Raw genomic sequence first — 17,233 nt, forward strand, 5'->3', positions numbered from 1 at the left:
CGGCGTCGCGGCGCCGGCTGTTCTCACGTGCACACACTGGCCATGAAGACTTTGCCTGCCTGGACGGCACTCCTTCGAGATTGGCAGCGCCGCGCTGTCTCGGCGGTGCGCGCCCATTCAACGACGGACTTTCTGGCGATGGCGACTCCCGCTGCCGGCAAAACGCGATTTGCCCTGGCCGTCGCGCACCATTATCTGACTCAGCGAGCCGCTGTTCGGGTGGTGGTGGTCTGTCCGACCAATCATTTGCGGGGGCAATGGTCGGACGCGGCGGGGAAGATCGGCCTGCATCTGGATCCGGCTCTGACGAACGACCAGGCCGTTGAGGCGGCGGACTATCACGGCGCCGTGGTCACCTACCAGCAAGTCTGTCTGTCTCCCTCCATCTTTCAACGGGCGTGCAAGGGAAAAAAGACTGTGCTCATTCTGGATGAGCTGCACCATGCCGGGGACGGTAAGAATTGGGGGAAGGCGCTGCGCACGGCGTTCGATCCGGCCGTGTTCCGGCTGGTTCTGTCCGGCACGCCGTTCCGTTCAGACAACAATCCGATCCCGTTTATCCGGTACGAACATGGAGAGAGCCGGCCCGATTTCAGTTACGGCTACACCGACGCAATACGGGACGGCGTCTGCCGGCCGATCGTCTTTCCCAGCTATGAAGGCGAACTCACTTGGTTTTCCGAGGGCCGCGAACATACGGCGACGTTTCAAGATGGACTGACATTCGATCGGCAGCGGGAACGCTTGAAGACGGCGCTCTTACAAGAAACTTGGCTCGGTCCGGTGATCACCGATGCGCATGCGCAGCTCACCCGCTTGCGCAAGGACGAGCAAGGTGATGCAGGAGGGCTGATCGTGAGCATGGATCAAGATCATGCCCGCTGGGTCGCGGAACTCGTCGGCCGCATCACCGGCAGCAAAGCGGCGATTGCGGTGTCGGACGACCCGGCGGCATCCCGCGTGATTGAGGAATTTGCCGGGCATAAGAAGCAGCAGTGGTTGGTCGCGGTCAATATGGTCAGCGAGGGCGTGGACATTCCGCGTCTTCGTGTCGGTGTGTACGGCACGAACGTGCTGACGGAAATGTACTTTCGGCAGGTGGTGGGACGGTTCGTCCGAATGCAGGACGGCATGCCCAAACCCCAGCGGGCCTGGCTCTATCTGCCCAAAGATCCGGTCCTGGCGCACTATGCGAGACAGATCAAGGCGGAGCGCGATCATGTGTTGGAGGACATTGTGCCGGCCGGACAACGGGATCTCTTTGGCCGTGTCATTGTTTCCATCAACGAATACATGCCACTGATGGCTGTATCCAAGATCGACAGCGTCATCGGAGAAGACGACGCAAGGGACGAGAATGAGGCAGCTGTCGTCGGCGATTCAACAGTCTCACTCCATGAACAGAAGAGAGACCTCCGCGATCTTCACCGGTTGCTGGTCAGCGCAGTTTCCCGGAACAGCGGAATCGACCATCGGCGCCTGAACGCGGAATTGATCGCGCGCACCGGGAGCCGTGTCGATTCCGCGACGATGGATCAGCTCCGCCGGCGCATTCAATTTTTGGAGCGTTGGAAGGAAAAAGGCTACGATGGCAAACGGTGATACCATTCACCGCAAGACTTGGGAAATGTTTATACCAGTACGCTGATGCCTCAGTTCATTTTGCCGGTCGGCATGCCACGGGCTTTCGTTCCTTTCGGCGGCTGCGTCATGGCCCCGGTGGGCATTTGCCCTTTGACCTTGGAACTGCTCTTGCGCGTTCCACGGCCTTGGGTTGCCGCGCCACGCGCCCTCGTACCAGCTTTGTGAGTCATGACCGTGTTCCTTTCGCGCCGGGATGTTTGAGCAGTCATTGCGCGCACAGCTACCTGCATACGCTTCCCGGCTCTTTTGGCCTTCGTTGCCAGCCCGGGATCGGACAACCGTGTTGCCGCCCGGGTTGCGTGCTTGACCACTCCGACGTCTCTATCGTCCAGAAGCTTGTTCACGACGCGCGCCGTCTGCGGGCTGTCAGGTAACATGGTTGCGGCATGCGCTGCGGCAACACGAATCAGCACCTCACGCGACCTCGAGGCGTTACCGATGATACCGATGCTGTCGGGGTCGCCCAACATGCCCGCGAGTGATACCGCCTTGGATGCCAGCGACACATCCGCGGACGCAGCAAGTTTGCGCAGATGCTGCGTGGCACCGGAAGCTTTCTCGACGAGGGCCATATAGTCCGGCTCGTCAACATCCAGCATAGCCTTCAGTTCTGCATAGCTGATCGCCATCGTGGTCTCCTTTATGGCAAGCGGCCCGCTTACCCAAGGTTTTGGGTAAACGGACTGTTGTCCATCGTCTGCGCTTCGCTCGCAATCAGATCAGGCGGCGGATTGGTAATGTTGTTGGTACCGCCGTCCATCATCAGTCGGTCGGTCGGTGTCACGTGGGCGAGGCCCAGGACATGGCCGACTTCATGGGCGAGCGTCCATTCGCTGGCGACCGAGGCCACCACCGCCGCCGGCCGGTTGGCGGGATGCGCGGCGCAGCCGTTGGAACCTGGATTCGTCGAGCGCACAAAATACACCACGACATCGTCAGCACCCGCGCCTGCGCGGTTGGCCATCAGCGTGGTTTGCTCGGCGGTGACCGTGCCCATGACACACGCACCGACGTCCAGATCGTTCAGCAGCGGCAGGTTCAGGTTTTGATCGCCCACGCGGTGCACGCGGATGCCGGACGTTGCGTAGAGGTCGATCATGTTGTCGATCATGCGATCGATGGAAAAACGCGTCGGCTGGGTCAACACTTTCACATGCAGGCGTACCGTAGGCAAACGTTGCGTCCACCACTTGTGCCACATCGCGTTATCCATGCCGCGGGCGAACACATCGATACGCCCGAGGCTCCACGACACCACGGCCGGCGTGTTATCGATGACTCCACCGAGCGACTCCCAGCCGCTCCAGCCACCGTCGAACCACTTGTGCCACAGCGCATTGTCGGACCCTTTGACGAAGATGTCGAGCCGCCCGGGTCCCCATGAACTTGCAGCAGGGCCGGCGGTAATCACGCCGCCGAGCGACTCCCAGCCGCTCCAACCGCCGTCGAACCACTTGTGCCATAAGGCGTTGTCCATGCCGCGCGCAAATACATCGATGCGGCCGCGTTGCCAGGATACGGCACCGGGTTCATTGTCGATCACGCCGCCGAGCGACTCCCAGCCGCTCCAGCCGTTGTCGAACCATTTGTGCCACAACGCATTGTCAGAACCTTTCGCGAAGACATCGAGCCGGCCGGGCGCCCATGAACACACCGCTGGCCCTGCCGTAATTGTGCCGCCGAGCGACTCCCAGCCGCTCCAACCGCCATCGAACCACTTGTGCCATAAGGCGTTGTCCATGCCGCGGGCGAATACATCGATGCGTCCCGACGCCCATGATACCGCGCAAGGTGAGCCATCGATGACGCCACCGAGCGACTCCCACCCGCTCCACCCACCGTCGAACCACTGGTGCCACAGCGCATTGTCGGATCCCTTGACGAAGGTGTCGAGTCTCTCGCCCGCCCACGAACTCACTGCCGGTCCGGCGGTGATAATGCCACCGAGGGATTCCCAATTGCTCCAAGCCATGGTCGATCTCCTTCGTCGAGCCGAATTCCGTGTTGGTCGATGTCACCACGCTGAAGAAGAGAATAGCCGAGGCGGCATGTCACCGCGGTATCGGCTGTCTACTCCAAATGGAACTGTTTGTCAAACAGCGAAACCAGGCGTCTGGCGGCATCGATGAGTGAATTCAGCACGCGTCAGCAACCGGAGTTTTCCGCACGGCCTACGTCGCTAGCCCTGAATGCGGAATTGATCGCGCGCACCGGGAGCCGTGCCTAATAAGCGACGGCAGAACAGCTTCGGAAGCGCATTCAATTGCTGGAGCGTTGGCTAGACCGGGGCTACAATGGAAAATGCTGCTCCGTATATATGAACGCAAGACGCAGCCTCTATGATAGTTTGATTTGTGGCAGGCCCTGAATACAGCATTCTTGGAAGAGGGGAGTTGAGGGATTGGACCCCGTTTCTTTGCTTCGCGCCCGCCAAGGAGCCGCAGGACCGTTAGGCATTCACAATGCCCAACCCGAAAGACGACGCATATACTCAGGCGGTTCATGCTGAAAAGGATCGTTTGTTCGAGCTGAGCGATGCGGAGTTGCTCGCTCTTCCTCAATATTCAACAGTGGAGCGGACGGTTGCGGGTGTGCAATTGTCGGTTGGCATTTATCACCAGTCACGTGAAGAGGGCTTCGAAGTCTGTGTTGCACAGGCCAAGCGCGATATTCTATTGGGGTACGGTCACATGTTTGTTGAAGGGTTTATCCTTCGTAGCGACGGTTCGAGGGGCGCATTGCCCGACCATGTCTATTATGAGTACGTTTAGGATCACGACCCCTAACCATGCGCTGCAGCATAGCCGGAACCCTTAAGTGCACACGGAAGCGCGGCTATGCGCCGTGCGCGATGTAAAAATAATGTGGAGGAGCATGTTCTTGGTTCAAGCGAGAACGAGCGGAATGTCGGGGTGAGGTGAGTCTAAGAATGATCGACTGAGGACCGCACCAGACGTGATCGGTCTAGTCCTTGAAGACATAGCCCCAATGGCCTCGACGAGGCGGTCTTGTCTCTATCGCGCCGTAATCCGATCGGCTTAGTTCGGCGGCAGCATCCAATACGACCAGACAAGAATAACCGGAGCTGCCACATACATGGCCGTTTTCCCGAAGGAATCGTAGACCCCATAAATCAGGATTGTGGCAATAAGGGTGAAATAGATCCACCCGATACCTCGATAGCTGGCGTTGTGTTCTACGGCCAAGGCGAGGGCAGGGGATCCAAGGATCAGTCCGGCTGAGAGTGTGGCTAAACGTTTCATCGCGGGCTCCTTCCAAGACAGGTAAACGGACAGGACGTGTTGCCGAGGCAGGGTACAATTGCAGACACAAGAACGCCCTCGTAGTGATGGACACCAGGAGGGCGTGATGGTTGTCGCGGATAACGCTCTATGGTGGGCTGGGAAAAACCTAGCAAACAGTCACAGAACACCTCTTTGTCTAAATGGAATGAGTCATGCTGGGCCTTTCCGTCTAGGAAGTCAAATCAACAGCCGTCCACTGAATGTGCGAGATGTTCGAGACGTACGAAAGAGCGATGGAAGCGAATCACGACAGCTTGAGACGGAACCGGTCTGGGTTCGCGGCTGATTGCTACCGAGCGAGGGAATCGTCACCACTTAAACGCAGTCTCCGACTGCAATAAGTCAATACGCATGCCAGGCCCCATTTCATTGAGCCCTCAATTGCTGACTGATCGGTTATTTCTGATTGCGAGATGGGGATCGAGTGAGGTGACGAATGGCGGTGGTGAAGGTGCGAGGCCGTGAGCACGTGACGATTCCGCTTGCGCTTCGCAGGATCTGCATTTTGACGACGAGACGACCTCGACGGTGGTGAAAGACGGGAATGTGCTGTTGATGACGCCCCGTTCGTTGCAGGTGGATGCCTTAACAAAAGAGGAGCAGCGAGCTCTGAAAAAGAGAGGTCTTCGACTCGAAGACCCAGCGCAACCAGTATAACAATGAACGGTATGGCGCGTAGCCCTTAGCGCGCGTCGCAAGTTCGCGCCGTTTCACCCATCGAAGTTAACTATCTGTTTCAAGGTCGGTACGAAGCGATCTGCTTATTGCTTACGCGCTTTGCCGAAGGCTGAGGCAGGGAGCTCCCCATCCAACATCGCCCAGAGCAGATTGGCAAAACCATTAACGTATAAAAGCCTACCCCCTTTGATTGATGCCTCCTGATACTTTATGATACAGACAGCATCTATTTAGATACAGTACTTATCTCCCTGTCTCTTCATTCTCACTTGAATCGTGCGCATCGGCATCGTTCTCTGGCAGGCAAAATGATTGCTTGAGCATAGAAAAGTTTCGTGACCTTTCATAGCTGATTGCGCTTCTGGATAGGTGAGCCTCCAATCATGCCACGGGTCTTTATTAGTTACCGACGGGAAGATAGCGCGGGGTGGACCGGCCGTCTGGCCGGATTTCTTCGAGAACAGCTCGGCAATAATCAGGTTTTCATGGACATTGATACCATTCCTGCCGGAGTTGATTTTGCAGAATACATCCGAACGTCAATCGGGTCTTGTGAAGCATTAGTGGTTGTCATAGGCCCTCGCTGGCTGACCGCGACTGATGCCAGAGGTCAACGCCGCCTTCAGGACACCAACGACTACATTCGCATGGAGATTACAACGGCGATCAGCCGAAATCTAAAGGTCATACCAGTACTAGTGGGTGGTGCGACTATGCCGAGGTCCGAAGACCTACCGGATGACCTAAAGACCCTGGCCGGACGCAATGCTCTAGAGATTACGGATCGACGCTGGGACTATGACGCAAAGGTTCTTGTCTCTGCGATTCCTAAAACGCGTCTTCAAGAAAAGACCTTGGCACGCCAGTCGTCTGTTTTGATGCTTTTGGCTGCCGTCCTAATCTTGATTTCAGGAATCTGTTACTGGTTGCTGGGAGAAACAATTACGACTATGTTTCAGGCGCTTCAACAAAATGAACAAAAACTACCAGTGGCTGCTACCCCAGTTTCTAGGACACAGGAAAACATAGGGCGAATCAGTTCGAGCCTTATTACTGAACTCAATCACAAAGGGAAGCCAGGTTATGAGGTATGGGCAATTGCGCAGTCAATTGTGGCGCTCTCGGGACAATCAGATTTGCAATCAAGTACGTTGACAGATACCGTCAAATTTTTTCGCCAGGACCAAAAGGATGCACACTGCCAATGTTGGAAACCATTTAATCAGCAAAAAGGAGATCCACCGCACATCCCGGTTTCCGCATGGGTTCTTGTAGCCTTAGCTCGTTCAAATCAGGCTGCAAGCGATGACGAGCTGGATTTCCTATTGAAGAATCAACAACGCGGTGGGTGGTGGCCTATTTATCCGACCAGAGATGGTGAACATGCTTCCTCGTACGCTACATCGTGGGCGCTATTAGCACTACACGAACAGTACGATTTTGCGACTTCTGTAATGAAGCCCAAGATCGAAAACGCCATGCGCGAGGGAAACCATTGGTTGACAGCTAATAGAATCAAATCAACGGCTCGATGGAAAGATTATCCCTTGGCAACAGAAAACGGAATCGATCCAGCTGGCAAAGAATCTGAAGCAGTGTCAGGACTTGTTATTCATACAATGCACAAGCTTGGATATGAAAAAATGGACGACATCGATCAACTGTGGCTCGACTCTTTGCCAAATGTCATACCGTTGTCTACTGACGCGGAGACGCCATCACGCTATATCGACTCACTTCATGGGCGGATTTTCGATAACACTCGCTATCTTCGTCTTCCCTGGCTACTCATTGGAACGGTCGACGCTTATGCCAACGGTGGGTTGGGTCAGAAACTCAAAACCATATATTGGGTACATCGAGTATTGGAGGAAAGCGATATTGTCTCATCAGATGTAACCGGAATTCAGAACTGGAATCGTGCTGAAATTCTTATATCGCTTAAATACCTCATGTCTTCTCACCACTAGCGTGCAGCCCGGTGACCACCTCTGTATCCTGCTCTTGGCAGTCGCTAGCTGGGTGCGTCCATCATCGTTCTGACATTTGTCGCCACGCCGCAACCGATAGGCAACTCGGGATAGATGTAAGACGGTCGGGAGAACTTCCAGAAAGGTCACGTTGAAGCTGGTTGAACCGCCGTAGTCTTGGAGCAACCAGAAAACGACCATCACCTTCTGACAGCCAGAAATCAGGTCAGGAGTGATTCATTTGAGTAGCAGTTCTGTTTCGACGCATGGATATGGGGTTAATTGCGCACACGAAGCGCTGTGTTGAGCAGGTCACCATAGATCAGCTCCGCCGGCGCATCCAACTCCTGGAACGCTGGCGGGACCGTGGCTATGAAGGCAAGCGATGACTACTGGTTAGTCAGCGGGCGCTGATCGGTAACTGAGAGCTCCCTGGTGTATCGGTAGGCAAGAACTCAATATCAGCTAGTACCCCGCGATGGTCGGATGGCCAGAGTACGGCGCCGTTCGGCAGACGACCAGGACGCTCAAATGCCAGATGACTTGAGCGCACCACCGACCGGTTGCCGGTCTTGCTATCCAGCAAGAAAATGAAATCGACCCGGCGATCGGCTGTGGGTCGTTCCACATGGATGTCTTGCCACACTGTGCCGCCTGATACTCCTGGATTCGCTGCCCGGAAAACGTCGATGAATCCCGGCTCCTTCTGCCATCCGGTGAGGACCTGAGAGTGCTCGCCGGTGTTCAAATCGCCCATCAAAATCGCTCTCCCGTTCCCTCGATGTTCACGGAATAGCTCCCCGACGCGTTGAAGCTGGCACTCGTCACCTTTCGAAGTATGGGCGGAAAAGGCCTGGACTGATCCGTCGGGCGTATCGATCTCGGCGCGAAGCAGAATGCGAGGATCCAGCCGATATCGGCAGCGAGGCAGATCATAGATTTCCGAGGCAACGATTGGATATCGGCTCAGGATGGCAGGGCCTTCCTTGAAACCGAGAGCGGAGATGATCAACTGATCCAAGGGTCTGATTCCAAAGATTCGTTCCGTCGCCGGCCCGAAGACCATCTGATACCCAAGTGCATCGGCGATCCGCTGCGCCACATTGCCATGTCTTCGGCTATGTGAGGCTTCTTGAAGGGCAATCACATCAGGTTGCAAACGTCGCAATTCTTGAATGGTCATCTCGAGCCGTTCTTCGAGATGGGTGCCATTTTCGACGAATCCCGACCACGGCCCGTCGTGCAGCAAGTTATAGGTCAGGACACGAAGTGGGGCAGGGTCGTTTGAAGCTGCCGCCGGTTCATCCGTCAGGAAGGTCATCAGAAGGCAAACGACCGGTAAGGCCACGATCGATCGGATCGTGTTAAAGACGGAATGGGTATCCGATATACAATGTGAGCGGGTCACAGAAAATCTACCTACTCATACGTCAAACCGGGGGATCTCCGAGTAGGCGGAGATATGTGTCGTCCGGTACCCTTAGTCATGAGACGAGCATTGTTTATTCTACTACTGATTGTGTTGAGTTCGCCTGTGCTGGCGGCTGACATTACTCCGCCTTCGCAATCGCCTTCTCCATCAACGCCACGAGATCCCTCAACCGAGAAATCGCAACCGGATAGTACGCGCGATCCCGGGATAGTGAAACAACCGGAGACGGTTCCTCATCCGCATTCCGTGGTGACGCCGCCGGTCATCGATCCCAAGATGGCGATCGATCCCGAAGCCAAGTCCGAAGAGGAGCGGCATCCCACGCTTCCGCCTGAAGGGACCTTACCGCCGAAAAAATAGCGAGCAAGGGACGGCCATGCCGATCATTCCTGATGCTGAGGAAGATATCAAAGATATGAGAGTGGCTGGTTGCCGCGTGAAGCTCTTCTTTCGTGCAAGCGAGCATGGAACATGGACCGTTCAGGGCACCGTGAGATGTGGAATCGACGAACATGCCGCTGAGCAATCGTTTAGTACGGTTTCCCACCCCACGCGTGACGAAGCTGAACAAGAGGCTCTCAGGCAAGCGGCCGATCTATTGGGGAACAACGTGGATAGAAATACCAGCCGGGTCAAGAACTCGAGCTAAAAGAGGAGAATTCGTGCATGCCAATGATCGGACAAATGATTCCGGAAGGGACGTATCACACCTATCATCGAAGGGACTGATGGACTTTCTATACAAGCACGCGTTTGGGAGAGGGACGCAATACTACAGCCTCTGCGCTGTAATGCTGGTCGTGTGTTTGGGTTGTGTACCGAAGGCAACCGAAAATTCTCTGGCTCAGCAAACTGGAGAACCAGGGAGCACGATTCCAAAGACCGAACCTCCATACTATCCCAACACCGCCGGTAACATCGTGGCCCCACCGGGAAATCCCGCCGGGAACCCTGCCGGGTCTCCACCCATCACAGGTGGGACGGAAAATCAGTCCGGTGGATGGCCTGCCGGGCGATAGTTTCTGATCGATTGTCTGATTTATAGGAGCATCAGTGGGCGACGTGCTCCTTGCGCCGACTTTTCAGCCGGTGCTAAGATCCGAGCATCGGAGTCGTTGAGTCCGGTGTCGGGAGTATCATGCCGAACATTACGTTACTCGTGTCGCCTAGTTGTGGAGCCTGTCCTTCGGCCAAGAGCCTGTGGAAACAGCTGCGAGTCAAATATAGCTTTTCGTACCGTGAGGTGGACATCACCACGAAAGACGGCCAAGAATTGGCGGACCGTCATTCGGTCCGTGCCGTGCCCGCGACCATTATCGATGGGCGATTGACGTTCGTCGGCGTTCCCAGTCGGGAAAGTGCGGAGAAAGCCATTCAATTGAAGATCAAACAGCGGGAAGGATAGCGAGTCATGGATGAAGAGGATTTCGAGCTGCCAGATCTTCCCCTTCTCGATAAAGGACCTCCACCCGATTGCCCGATCTGTGGCGATCCCATGTCCTTCATCGACGGCGATTGGGCCTGCGTCGACTGTAACGGCGAGCTCTTGGGGCCGGAGACCGGGTAATCCCGTCGTTCGCCGCTCGTGAAGCGCAATTTCGAGAGAAGGCAAACCATGCCGATATTCACACGCTTCACGTTTCACGTTTCACGAAGCCCGAGTTAGATGCTCCGCGTCGTCACCGGTCGGTTTCATCCGTCTCTCGAATCCTCCCTGGTCGATCATGTCAGGCGTGCCAAGGCGACCGATCCGCTTGCGCCGATCGCGATCTTCGTTCCATCCAAACCATTGGCCGACCGCATTCGCAGCCTTCTCGCCGTCGAACATCGGCTGTCGGTCCTGAACATCCACATTCTCACCTTCCATCAATTGGCCCTGCGATTGGCTGGAGAGGAATCTGCAAATCGCCGACTGCCGCGAGTGGTCGACGAACTGTTCTTCGAACAATCGATCCGTCACATTGTTCGCAGCAAGCTCTCGAGCCAGGCACCCTTACAGCGAATCGGGCAATCATCCGGTACGTGGGGAGCGCTCTGGGCGACGATGCGCGACCTGAAAGATGCGGATGTCGATCCCGTGCAGGTGCTTCAAGGCATCCGTGAAGGCTATTTCGAGGAAGACGACCAAGAATGGCTCGGCGCACTTATTTCGTTGTATGCGTCGGTGAAGGAAGTGGGGAAGACGCTCGGGGTCGGGACGCAAGACGACCTGGCTGCGCAGCTCATCGCCGGTGTTCCGACCGCCCCGTTCCTCCAGTCGTTGAGAGAAGTATTCTATTACGGGTTCTATGACCTCACACAGGTGCAGCTGTCTCTCTTTGAAGCCATCAGTCGAGCTTACGCCACGACATTGTTCTTCCCGCTGGAGGATGATCCGGCGTTTGGATTCGCCCGGCGCTTTTTCGATCGCTGCATCCAGCCTCTGATGATGTCGGACAATGGGATGATCCGATTGGAACCGGAATCGTCCACCACAGAGCCCAAGCCTATCCACCTGACCATACGCAGCGTGATCGGTTCCGAAGAAGAACTGGCGGCGGTTTCCCGCACGATTCTCGATCTGGTCGAAACGAATGGGTATCGGTTCGACGAGATCGGAGTCACCGCCCGCCCGCTCGATCCCTACAGCCTGCATCTGCGATCGATCTTCGATCATCACCGCATTCCTTTTCGCACGACAGCCGTGCGGCCGTTGATTCAGGAACCGATCTGCAAACTGATGTTGCAGTTGGCGGGCCTGCCGCTGAACGATTTTTATCGCGCATCGGTCCTCGATGTCGTGACGTCACCACTCTATGCCACCGATCTGTATGACGCCTTATCGGAGTCCTACCGGCCTGAACAGTGGAAACTGCTGGTTCAAGTTCTGCACATCACCCACGGAGTCGAGGAATGGAACCGGCTGGACCCCGCGAGCCGAGCGGCACTGATTCTTGACGGCGAGGAGAGCATCGTCGGTTCTCTGACTATTGCGCCGGACGTGATCAGCCTTCTCTGGCAGGTCGTCTCACAGCTCATCCAGGACTGTTCAGCCCTTCCACCACGGGGAACGATCGGTCAGATGGTCACAGCGTGTCGGGCGCTCATCGAGCGGCGCCTGTGTCGGCCTGATGCGGCGGAATCGACTGCCGAGAATGTTCAGCTTGCCCACAGAGCGCTGACATGGGACGCCATCGATCATATTTGGACGACGCTCATGGAATTGGAGCCGCTCAACGATCAGATGACCTGGGCCGAGTTTGTGGAGCTGCTGGTTCATACGTTTGAGCGGACGACGAAGCCCCTCCATGATGCATCATCCCATGGGGTGATGGTGTTCGATGTCATGGCGGCTCGCGGGGTACCCTTCAAAGCCCTGTTCGTCCTCGGCTTGAACGAAAAAGTGTTTCCGCGCTATATCCGGGAAGACGCGTTCCTCCGGGATCGCCATCGGCGAGTGTTGGACTCCACGCTTGGATTTAAGATCGACGAGAAACTGACGGCGTATGGAGAAGAGGCCTTGCTCTTCCACCTATCTTGTCAGGCAGCCGGCCAGCGGCTCTACCTGTCCTATCAACGGGCCGATGAATCAGGGCGCATGCTGGCCGCGTCTCCTTATCTCGGAGAAGCCCGCCGCCGGCTGGACCATGATGAGCAGCCGATAGACGTGGTGCCTCGCCGACTGACCGATCGGCTCTTGCAGCAACCGGCGACCAAATTGTTCCTGCCGCCGGCTGAACTGACTCAGTGGTTGGCCTTAAACGGGCAGGACCCGACCGAGCTGATATTAGCGCTGGGGCGGGACGCGGAGATCTTCCGCCATGCGGCAGCGGCGCTTGATCGAATCGAAGAGGACGGGGCAACGTTGAACCTCTTCGATGGAATGACCGGGGCGGTCGAGTCTCATTGGGCAAGGCTCATCGAACGAGGTGTCGCTCCGACACCACTCGAACGGTATGCGCGATGCCCTTTTCAATATTTTGCCGCAGATATTCTACGGCTCGAACCGAGTCGTGTTTCGGTTGGACAGGAGCCGGACGCCGCGCTGGTCGGTACGCTGTGCCATTCGTCGTTGCGTCGTTGTTATGAACAGCTCGTGCAGGCGGGGTGGCCGACTGAACGGGTGACGGACGAAGCCATCGAGCGGACGATCCGTTCGTCGGTCGAACTGGCCGCGGCAGACTTGGAATCACAGTCTCGGACAGGTCCCTATCTACTGTGGGAGCTGGCAAAGGAATTGATTGTGACGCTGGCGACCGCGGCGGTGGAAGCGGACGAGGAGGGGCAGGCCGAGCATCCCTACACACCCGTTGCATTTGAAATAGACGGGGAAGGGGCGGTGCCTGGAATTCTCGACGAAGGAGTGTTGAAAGTCCGCGGCCGGATCGATCGGCTCGACCGGAATCGGAACTCCGGCGCGCTACAGGTCCTCGACTACAAATTCAAAGTCGGGTCGGCCATGAAACCGGAAGACCGCAACTTGGCTCAGTCGGCGGTCCGCGGTTATCGGCTGCAACCGCCGCTCTATAGCTGCCTCACTGTTTCGGGACAGCCTGCGCCCACCGCACCGAGCCGTGTGCAGTTCCTGTTTCTTGCTCCCCAATGGCCCACAGCGATCGGCCGATCGACGTTCGAGGCGACTTCATGGACGTCCGAAACGGGGATGCTCATCCAGCAATCGATCAGAACGCTGGTGGACGGCATCCGTAGCGGGCGATTTTTCATTCTTCCGGACGGTTATTGCGACGGATGCGAGTTTCGTGTGATGTGCCGCCGAGAGCATACTCCGACGTGGTGGAGAGCCTATCGCGCCGCCGAACCGAAAGCGCTGAAGATGCTTCGTACGCAGAAGGTTGCCGATGAGTAACGATCCTCTGATACCGGATCGCCGGGCCAGGGAGTCGGCCGAAACGACGTTCGACCGCAACGTCGTGGTCGTAGCCGGAGCGGGAACCGGCAAGACGACCTTGCTCGTCAATCGTCTCGTGCATCTGCTGATGAAGGAGCCGGCCCCTGTCCCGATCACAGAAATCGTCGCCTTGACGTTCACCAACAAGGCGGCAACAGAAATGAAAGTGCGGCTGCGCGAGCGGCTTACCATCCTCGCCCGCCCGCAGGCCGATTCGATGCGAGCAACCGACGGAGGGGCCGTTTCACTCGATGCTCTGCGAGCGCGCTACGGCTTCAGCGCTGAAACGATTGCCGCGCGTGCCCAGGCCGGACTCAAAGATCTTGAGAAAGCCCAAATCGGCACCCTTCACAGTTTCGCCGCACACGTGCTGCGACTCCATCCGTTGGAGAGCGCGGTCGATCCCGATTTCAAGGAAGACGACGGCTTACGCTTTGAGGAACAGTTTACGGCCGCGTGGGATTGCTGGCTTGATCAGGAATTGAGCCGCGCGGGACCACACCATCGTCTGTGGCGATCCGTCTTGTCATCGACCACACTCGAAGCGATCAGAACCTTGACCCGGTCCTTATGCAGTGAATTGGTCGATCTCGACGCTCTGCGGCGGCAACTCGAATCAACAGTGGAGACGCCGGCTGTATCACGCTGGATACAGCAGATGGATGATCAGGCGGAGCAGCTCTTGAAGGCATACGACCGGCCTAAACGCCGTAAAGTCGAGCACATGCTCGCCGCCACGGTGTCATTGATGCACCTCATGAAAGAAAAAGGCTTGGCCGGCCGGAACGATCTGACGACGGCGGAACGAGAATGGCTCGGCAAGGATCTCGGGAGTGCCGTCGCCGGATGGGAGAAATCTGATTTCCGTGAGGCAGGCATCCTCGTCGAGACGGCGCAACAGCTTCTATCGGTCGACCATGAGTTCTTAACCAATCTTCTGAAGCTGGTCATCCCGCTGGTGCGGAACATTCGTGACCACTTTGCTCGGCAAGGCTGGATTTCGTTTGATGGTCTATTGGCGCGGGCGCGAGCCCTGCTCTTCGAGCATCCGTCCGTTCGTGAGCGGATCAAGCGGGACTATCGAGCCGTGTTGGTCGATGAGTTCCAGGATACGGATCCCGTGCAGTACGAGATCATCCTCGCGGTCTCCGAGCGGCAGGGGAACCAGGCCGTGCACTGGCAGGAGATGGTCCTGGAGCCGGGGAAACTCTTCATTGTGGGAGACCCCAAACAATCGATCTATGCCTTTCGACGCGCCGACATTGAAGCCTTTGATTTGGTCGTGGAGAAAGTGACCGCTGACGGTGGAGTGAGCCAGACGTTGACGACGAACTTCAGGAGCGACGCGGCCGTCTTGGAGCCGGTGAACGAGGTGTTTGATCGGTTGTTCGAGCGACGGTCACTGATCCAACCGGCGAATGTTCGATTGGAGGTTCGCCCTCAACGGCGCCCGGCCTCGATAGAGCCGGGTGTTCGCCTCTGCGTGACGAGGCCGTCCGGTGAAGACGAGACATTCGATGCGGCGGGAGCGACAAGGGCCGAGAGCGAAGTGCTGGCTCGCTGGTTGGTAGACGAGGTCTTGAGCCGCGCTTCGATGAAGCCGGGCTACGTGGCGCTGCTGTTCAGGAAGCTCACGCAGGCCGATGCCTATCTTGATGCCTTGCGACGGCACAATATCCCCTATGTCATCGAGGGGGAAAAGCATTTCTATCGCCGTCAAGAAGTGATCGACTTCGTCAATCTGTTGCGCGTCTTGGATCATCCTCATGACGAGATCGCTCTGGCCGGCCTCCTCCGTTCACCGCTGGGAGGCTTGACCGATCGGGACCTCTACGAGCTCAAGCAGGCGGGGCAGTTCGATTATCTCCACGCGGTGCGTCTTGAAACGTGGCCGCATAGGTGTGCCGCCGCTGTTCGGAGACTCTTCGAACAGCTGGCTTGGCTCCATCGAGCTATTGCAGTTCTACCATTGGTCGAGGCCATCGAGCTGATATGTGACCGATTGCCGGTGCTCGATTTGGCCGCGGCGTCGCTCCATGGCGAGCAAGCCGTGGCGAACCTCATGAAGATCAAACAGACAGCTGCCGCATTGGCCGACCGGCCTCACATGACCCTGAGCGGTTTTGTGGATCTGATGATCGCCCGGCTTGAAGAACAGCCGGATGAGTCGGAGAGTCCCCTTGCCGAGGAGTCTCTCGAAGCGGTGCATGTGTTGACGATTCATAAGGCCAAGGGGTTGGAATTTCCCATCGTCGTGCTGCCGGGGCTCCACCAGGGGAGCGGTCGGGAGCGAAGTGCGCCGCAGGTCTCCCATGATTGGTCGAGTGGAACCTATGGTCTCTCTCTGGACCGTTATCAGTCGCTCGGGGCGCTGCTCGTCCACAACAAACTACGGTTGAGAGAGGAGGCGGAACGGAGGCGTGTACTCTACGTGGGGATGACCAGAGCCAAAGAGTTGTTGCTGTTGTCGGGAGGCGTCACCGCGCGTTCGGTCGGCGAAACGGTCTTCGAGCTATTGCAGAATATCGGGACGGGCGAGATCGGCGCAGTCTCGACTGGTGCATTAAGAATCGGGGGCAGCTCGATCCCCCACCGGGTTGTCGCAGCTCCTGAGCGAAAGCGGCCTCGCCGACGTCTGGGCAATGCAGGCGGCGGGACATTGATCGACCCACATCAAATTGCCGAACTGTGGGAAGCAAGGACAGCCCGATGGAAAGAGCTTCGCGAAACCCCACCTCATCTGACACCGACGGTGTTGGGCAAACGAGTGGTGCCGGTCCGACGTGACACCACTTCTGTTCGACCGGATGCGGCGATTGGGCGGTTGGCCGGTGTGGTGGCTCACCGCTTGCTCGAGCGGTGGGATTTCTCACAGGACCCCTCCGGGTTGCGTGAGCAGGTTGCTCCTGCCATTCAAGCGGCTCTTGGACCGGACGACCAGTCCTATGCGGGCGCAGTCGCCGAGTCCGTGCACGATCTCCTTGCGACGTTTGGCCGATCGGAAGCCTATGCACGCCTCCGTTCCGCCCAGATCCTTGGCCGTGAAGTTCCGTTCGTCATGCCGTGGCGAGACAGGCAGGTCATGGAAGGAGTCATAGACCTTATCTACCGGTTGGATGGAGAGCTCTGGGTCACCGACTATAAAACGGATACTGTATCACCCGATCAGGCCGCGGCTCGCGCAGAGCTGTACCGACCTCAGAGTGAGGTATATAAAGTTGCGGTTCGACAAAGCCTCGGAGTCGAAGCGGTTCGATTCCACTGTCTGTTTTTGCGGTGTGCGACGGTAGTAGAGTTATAGAAGTAGGATCCCGGG

General features: G+C 57.1%; 13 protein-coding genes. 9 read left to right on the top strand and 4 right to left on the bottom strand.

The window, feature by feature from the left end:
- Positions 1-42 precede the first annotated feature (42 nt).
- Positions 43-1,602 carry a DEAD/DEAH box helicase family protein gene (locus tag H8K04_02825; protein UVT16515.1) on the top strand — a complete coding sequence of 520 codons (1,560 nt, stop codon included), beginning with the start codon at positions 43-45 and terminating at the stop codon, positions 1,600-1,602.
- 50 nt (positions 1,603-1,652) lie between these two features.
- Here the strand turns inward: H8K04_02825 and H8K04_02830 are convergent, their stop codons facing one another.
- The gene (locus H8K04_02830) at positions 1,653-2,273 is read right to left on the bottom strand and encodes a hypothetical protein (protein ID UVT16516.1); all 621 of its coding nucleotides are present in this window, start codon (positions 2,271-2,273) and stop codon (positions 1,653-1,655) included.
- Positions 2,274-2,302: 29 nt separating this feature from the next.
- Entirely contained in the window at positions 2,303-3,616 is a 1,314-nt protein-coding gene (locus tag H8K04_02835; protein ID UVT16517.1) for a hypothetical protein, read from the bottom strand.
- A 490-nt stretch (positions 3,617-4,106) separates the two neighbouring features.
- Between H8K04_02835 and H8K04_02840 the strand changes: the two genes are divergently transcribed.
- Positions 4,107-4,415 (top strand): hypothetical protein, encoded by a 309-nt coding sequence (locus H8K04_02840; protein ID UVT16518.1) that lies wholly within the window; start codon positions 4,107-4,109, stop codon positions 4,413-4,415.
- 267 nt (positions 4,416-4,682) lie between these two features.
- On the opposite strand, the gene H8K04_02845 is transcribed toward H8K04_02840, so the two are convergent.
- Positions 4,683-4,907 carry a hypothetical protein gene (locus H8K04_02845; GenBank protein UVT16519.1) on the bottom strand — a complete coding sequence of 75 codons (225 nt, stop codon included), beginning with the start codon at positions 4,905-4,907 and terminating at the stop codon, positions 4,683-4,685.
- A 1,103-nt stretch (positions 4,908-6,010) separates the two neighbouring features.
- Between H8K04_02845 and H8K04_02850 the strand changes: the two genes are divergently transcribed.
- On the top strand, positions 6,011-7,597 hold the full coding sequence (locus tag H8K04_02850) for a TIR domain-containing protein (protein ID UVT16520.1): 1,587 nt from the start codon (positions 6,011-6,013) through the stop codon (positions 7,595-7,597).
- 400 nt (positions 7,598-7,997) lie between these two features.
- On the opposite strand, the gene H8K04_02855 is transcribed toward H8K04_02850, so the two are convergent.
- Complete coding sequence (locus H8K04_02855) at positions 7,998-9,005, bottom strand: endonuclease/exonuclease/phosphatase family protein (GenBank protein UVT16521.1); 1,008 nt, start codon at positions 9,003-9,005, stop codon at positions 7,998-8,000.
- A gap of 90 nt (positions 9,006-9,095) precedes the next feature.
- Here H8K04_02855 and H8K04_02860 point away from each other — a divergent pair, with 90 nt between their 5' ends.
- The 6 genes from H8K04_02860 to H8K04_02885 all read left to right on the top strand — a co-directional run bounded on the left by H8K04_02860 (position 9,096) and on the right by H8K04_02885 (position 17,218).
- On the top strand, positions 9,096-9,389 hold the full coding sequence (locus H8K04_02860) for a hypothetical protein (GenBank protein ID UVT16522.1): 294 nt from the start codon (positions 9,096-9,098) through the stop codon (positions 9,387-9,389).
- Between the two features lie 16 nt (positions 9,390-9,405).
- Entirely contained in the window at positions 9,406-9,678 is a 273-nt protein-coding gene (locus H8K04_02865; protein ID UVT16523.1) for a hypothetical protein, read from the top strand.
- 489 nt (positions 9,679-10,167) lie between these two features.
- Complete coding sequence (locus H8K04_02870; GenBank protein ID UVT16524.1) at positions 10,168-10,434, top strand: thioredoxin family protein; 267 nt, start codon at positions 10,168-10,170, stop codon at positions 10,432-10,434.
- Between the two features lie 6 nt (positions 10,435-10,440).
- Positions 10,441-10,596 (top strand): hypothetical protein, encoded by a 156-nt coding sequence (locus H8K04_02875; GenBank protein UVT16525.1) that lies wholly within the window; start codon positions 10,441-10,443, stop codon positions 10,594-10,596.
- A 99-nt stretch (positions 10,597-10,695) separates the two neighbouring features.
- The gene (locus tag H8K04_02880) at positions 10,696-13,875 is read left to right on the top strand and encodes an exodeoxyribonuclease V subunit gamma (protein UVT16526.1); all 3,180 of its coding nucleotides are present in this window, start codon (positions 10,696-10,698) and stop codon (positions 13,873-13,875) included.
- Positions 13,868-17,218 carry a UvrD-helicase domain-containing protein gene (locus H8K04_02885; GenBank protein UVT16527.1) on the top strand — a complete coding sequence of 1,117 codons (3,351 nt, stop codon included), beginning with the start codon at positions 13,868-13,870 and terminating at the stop codon, positions 17,216-17,218. The genes H8K04_02880 and H8K04_02885 overlap by 8 nt, the downstream gene beginning before the upstream one ends.
- Positions 17,219-17,233 lie beyond the last annotated feature (15 nt).

Origin of the sequence: Nitrospira sp., from assembly GCA_024760525.1 — a bacterium.
Lineage (GTDB): Bacteria > Nitrospirota > Nitrospiria > Nitrospirales > Nitrospiraceae > Nitrospira_D.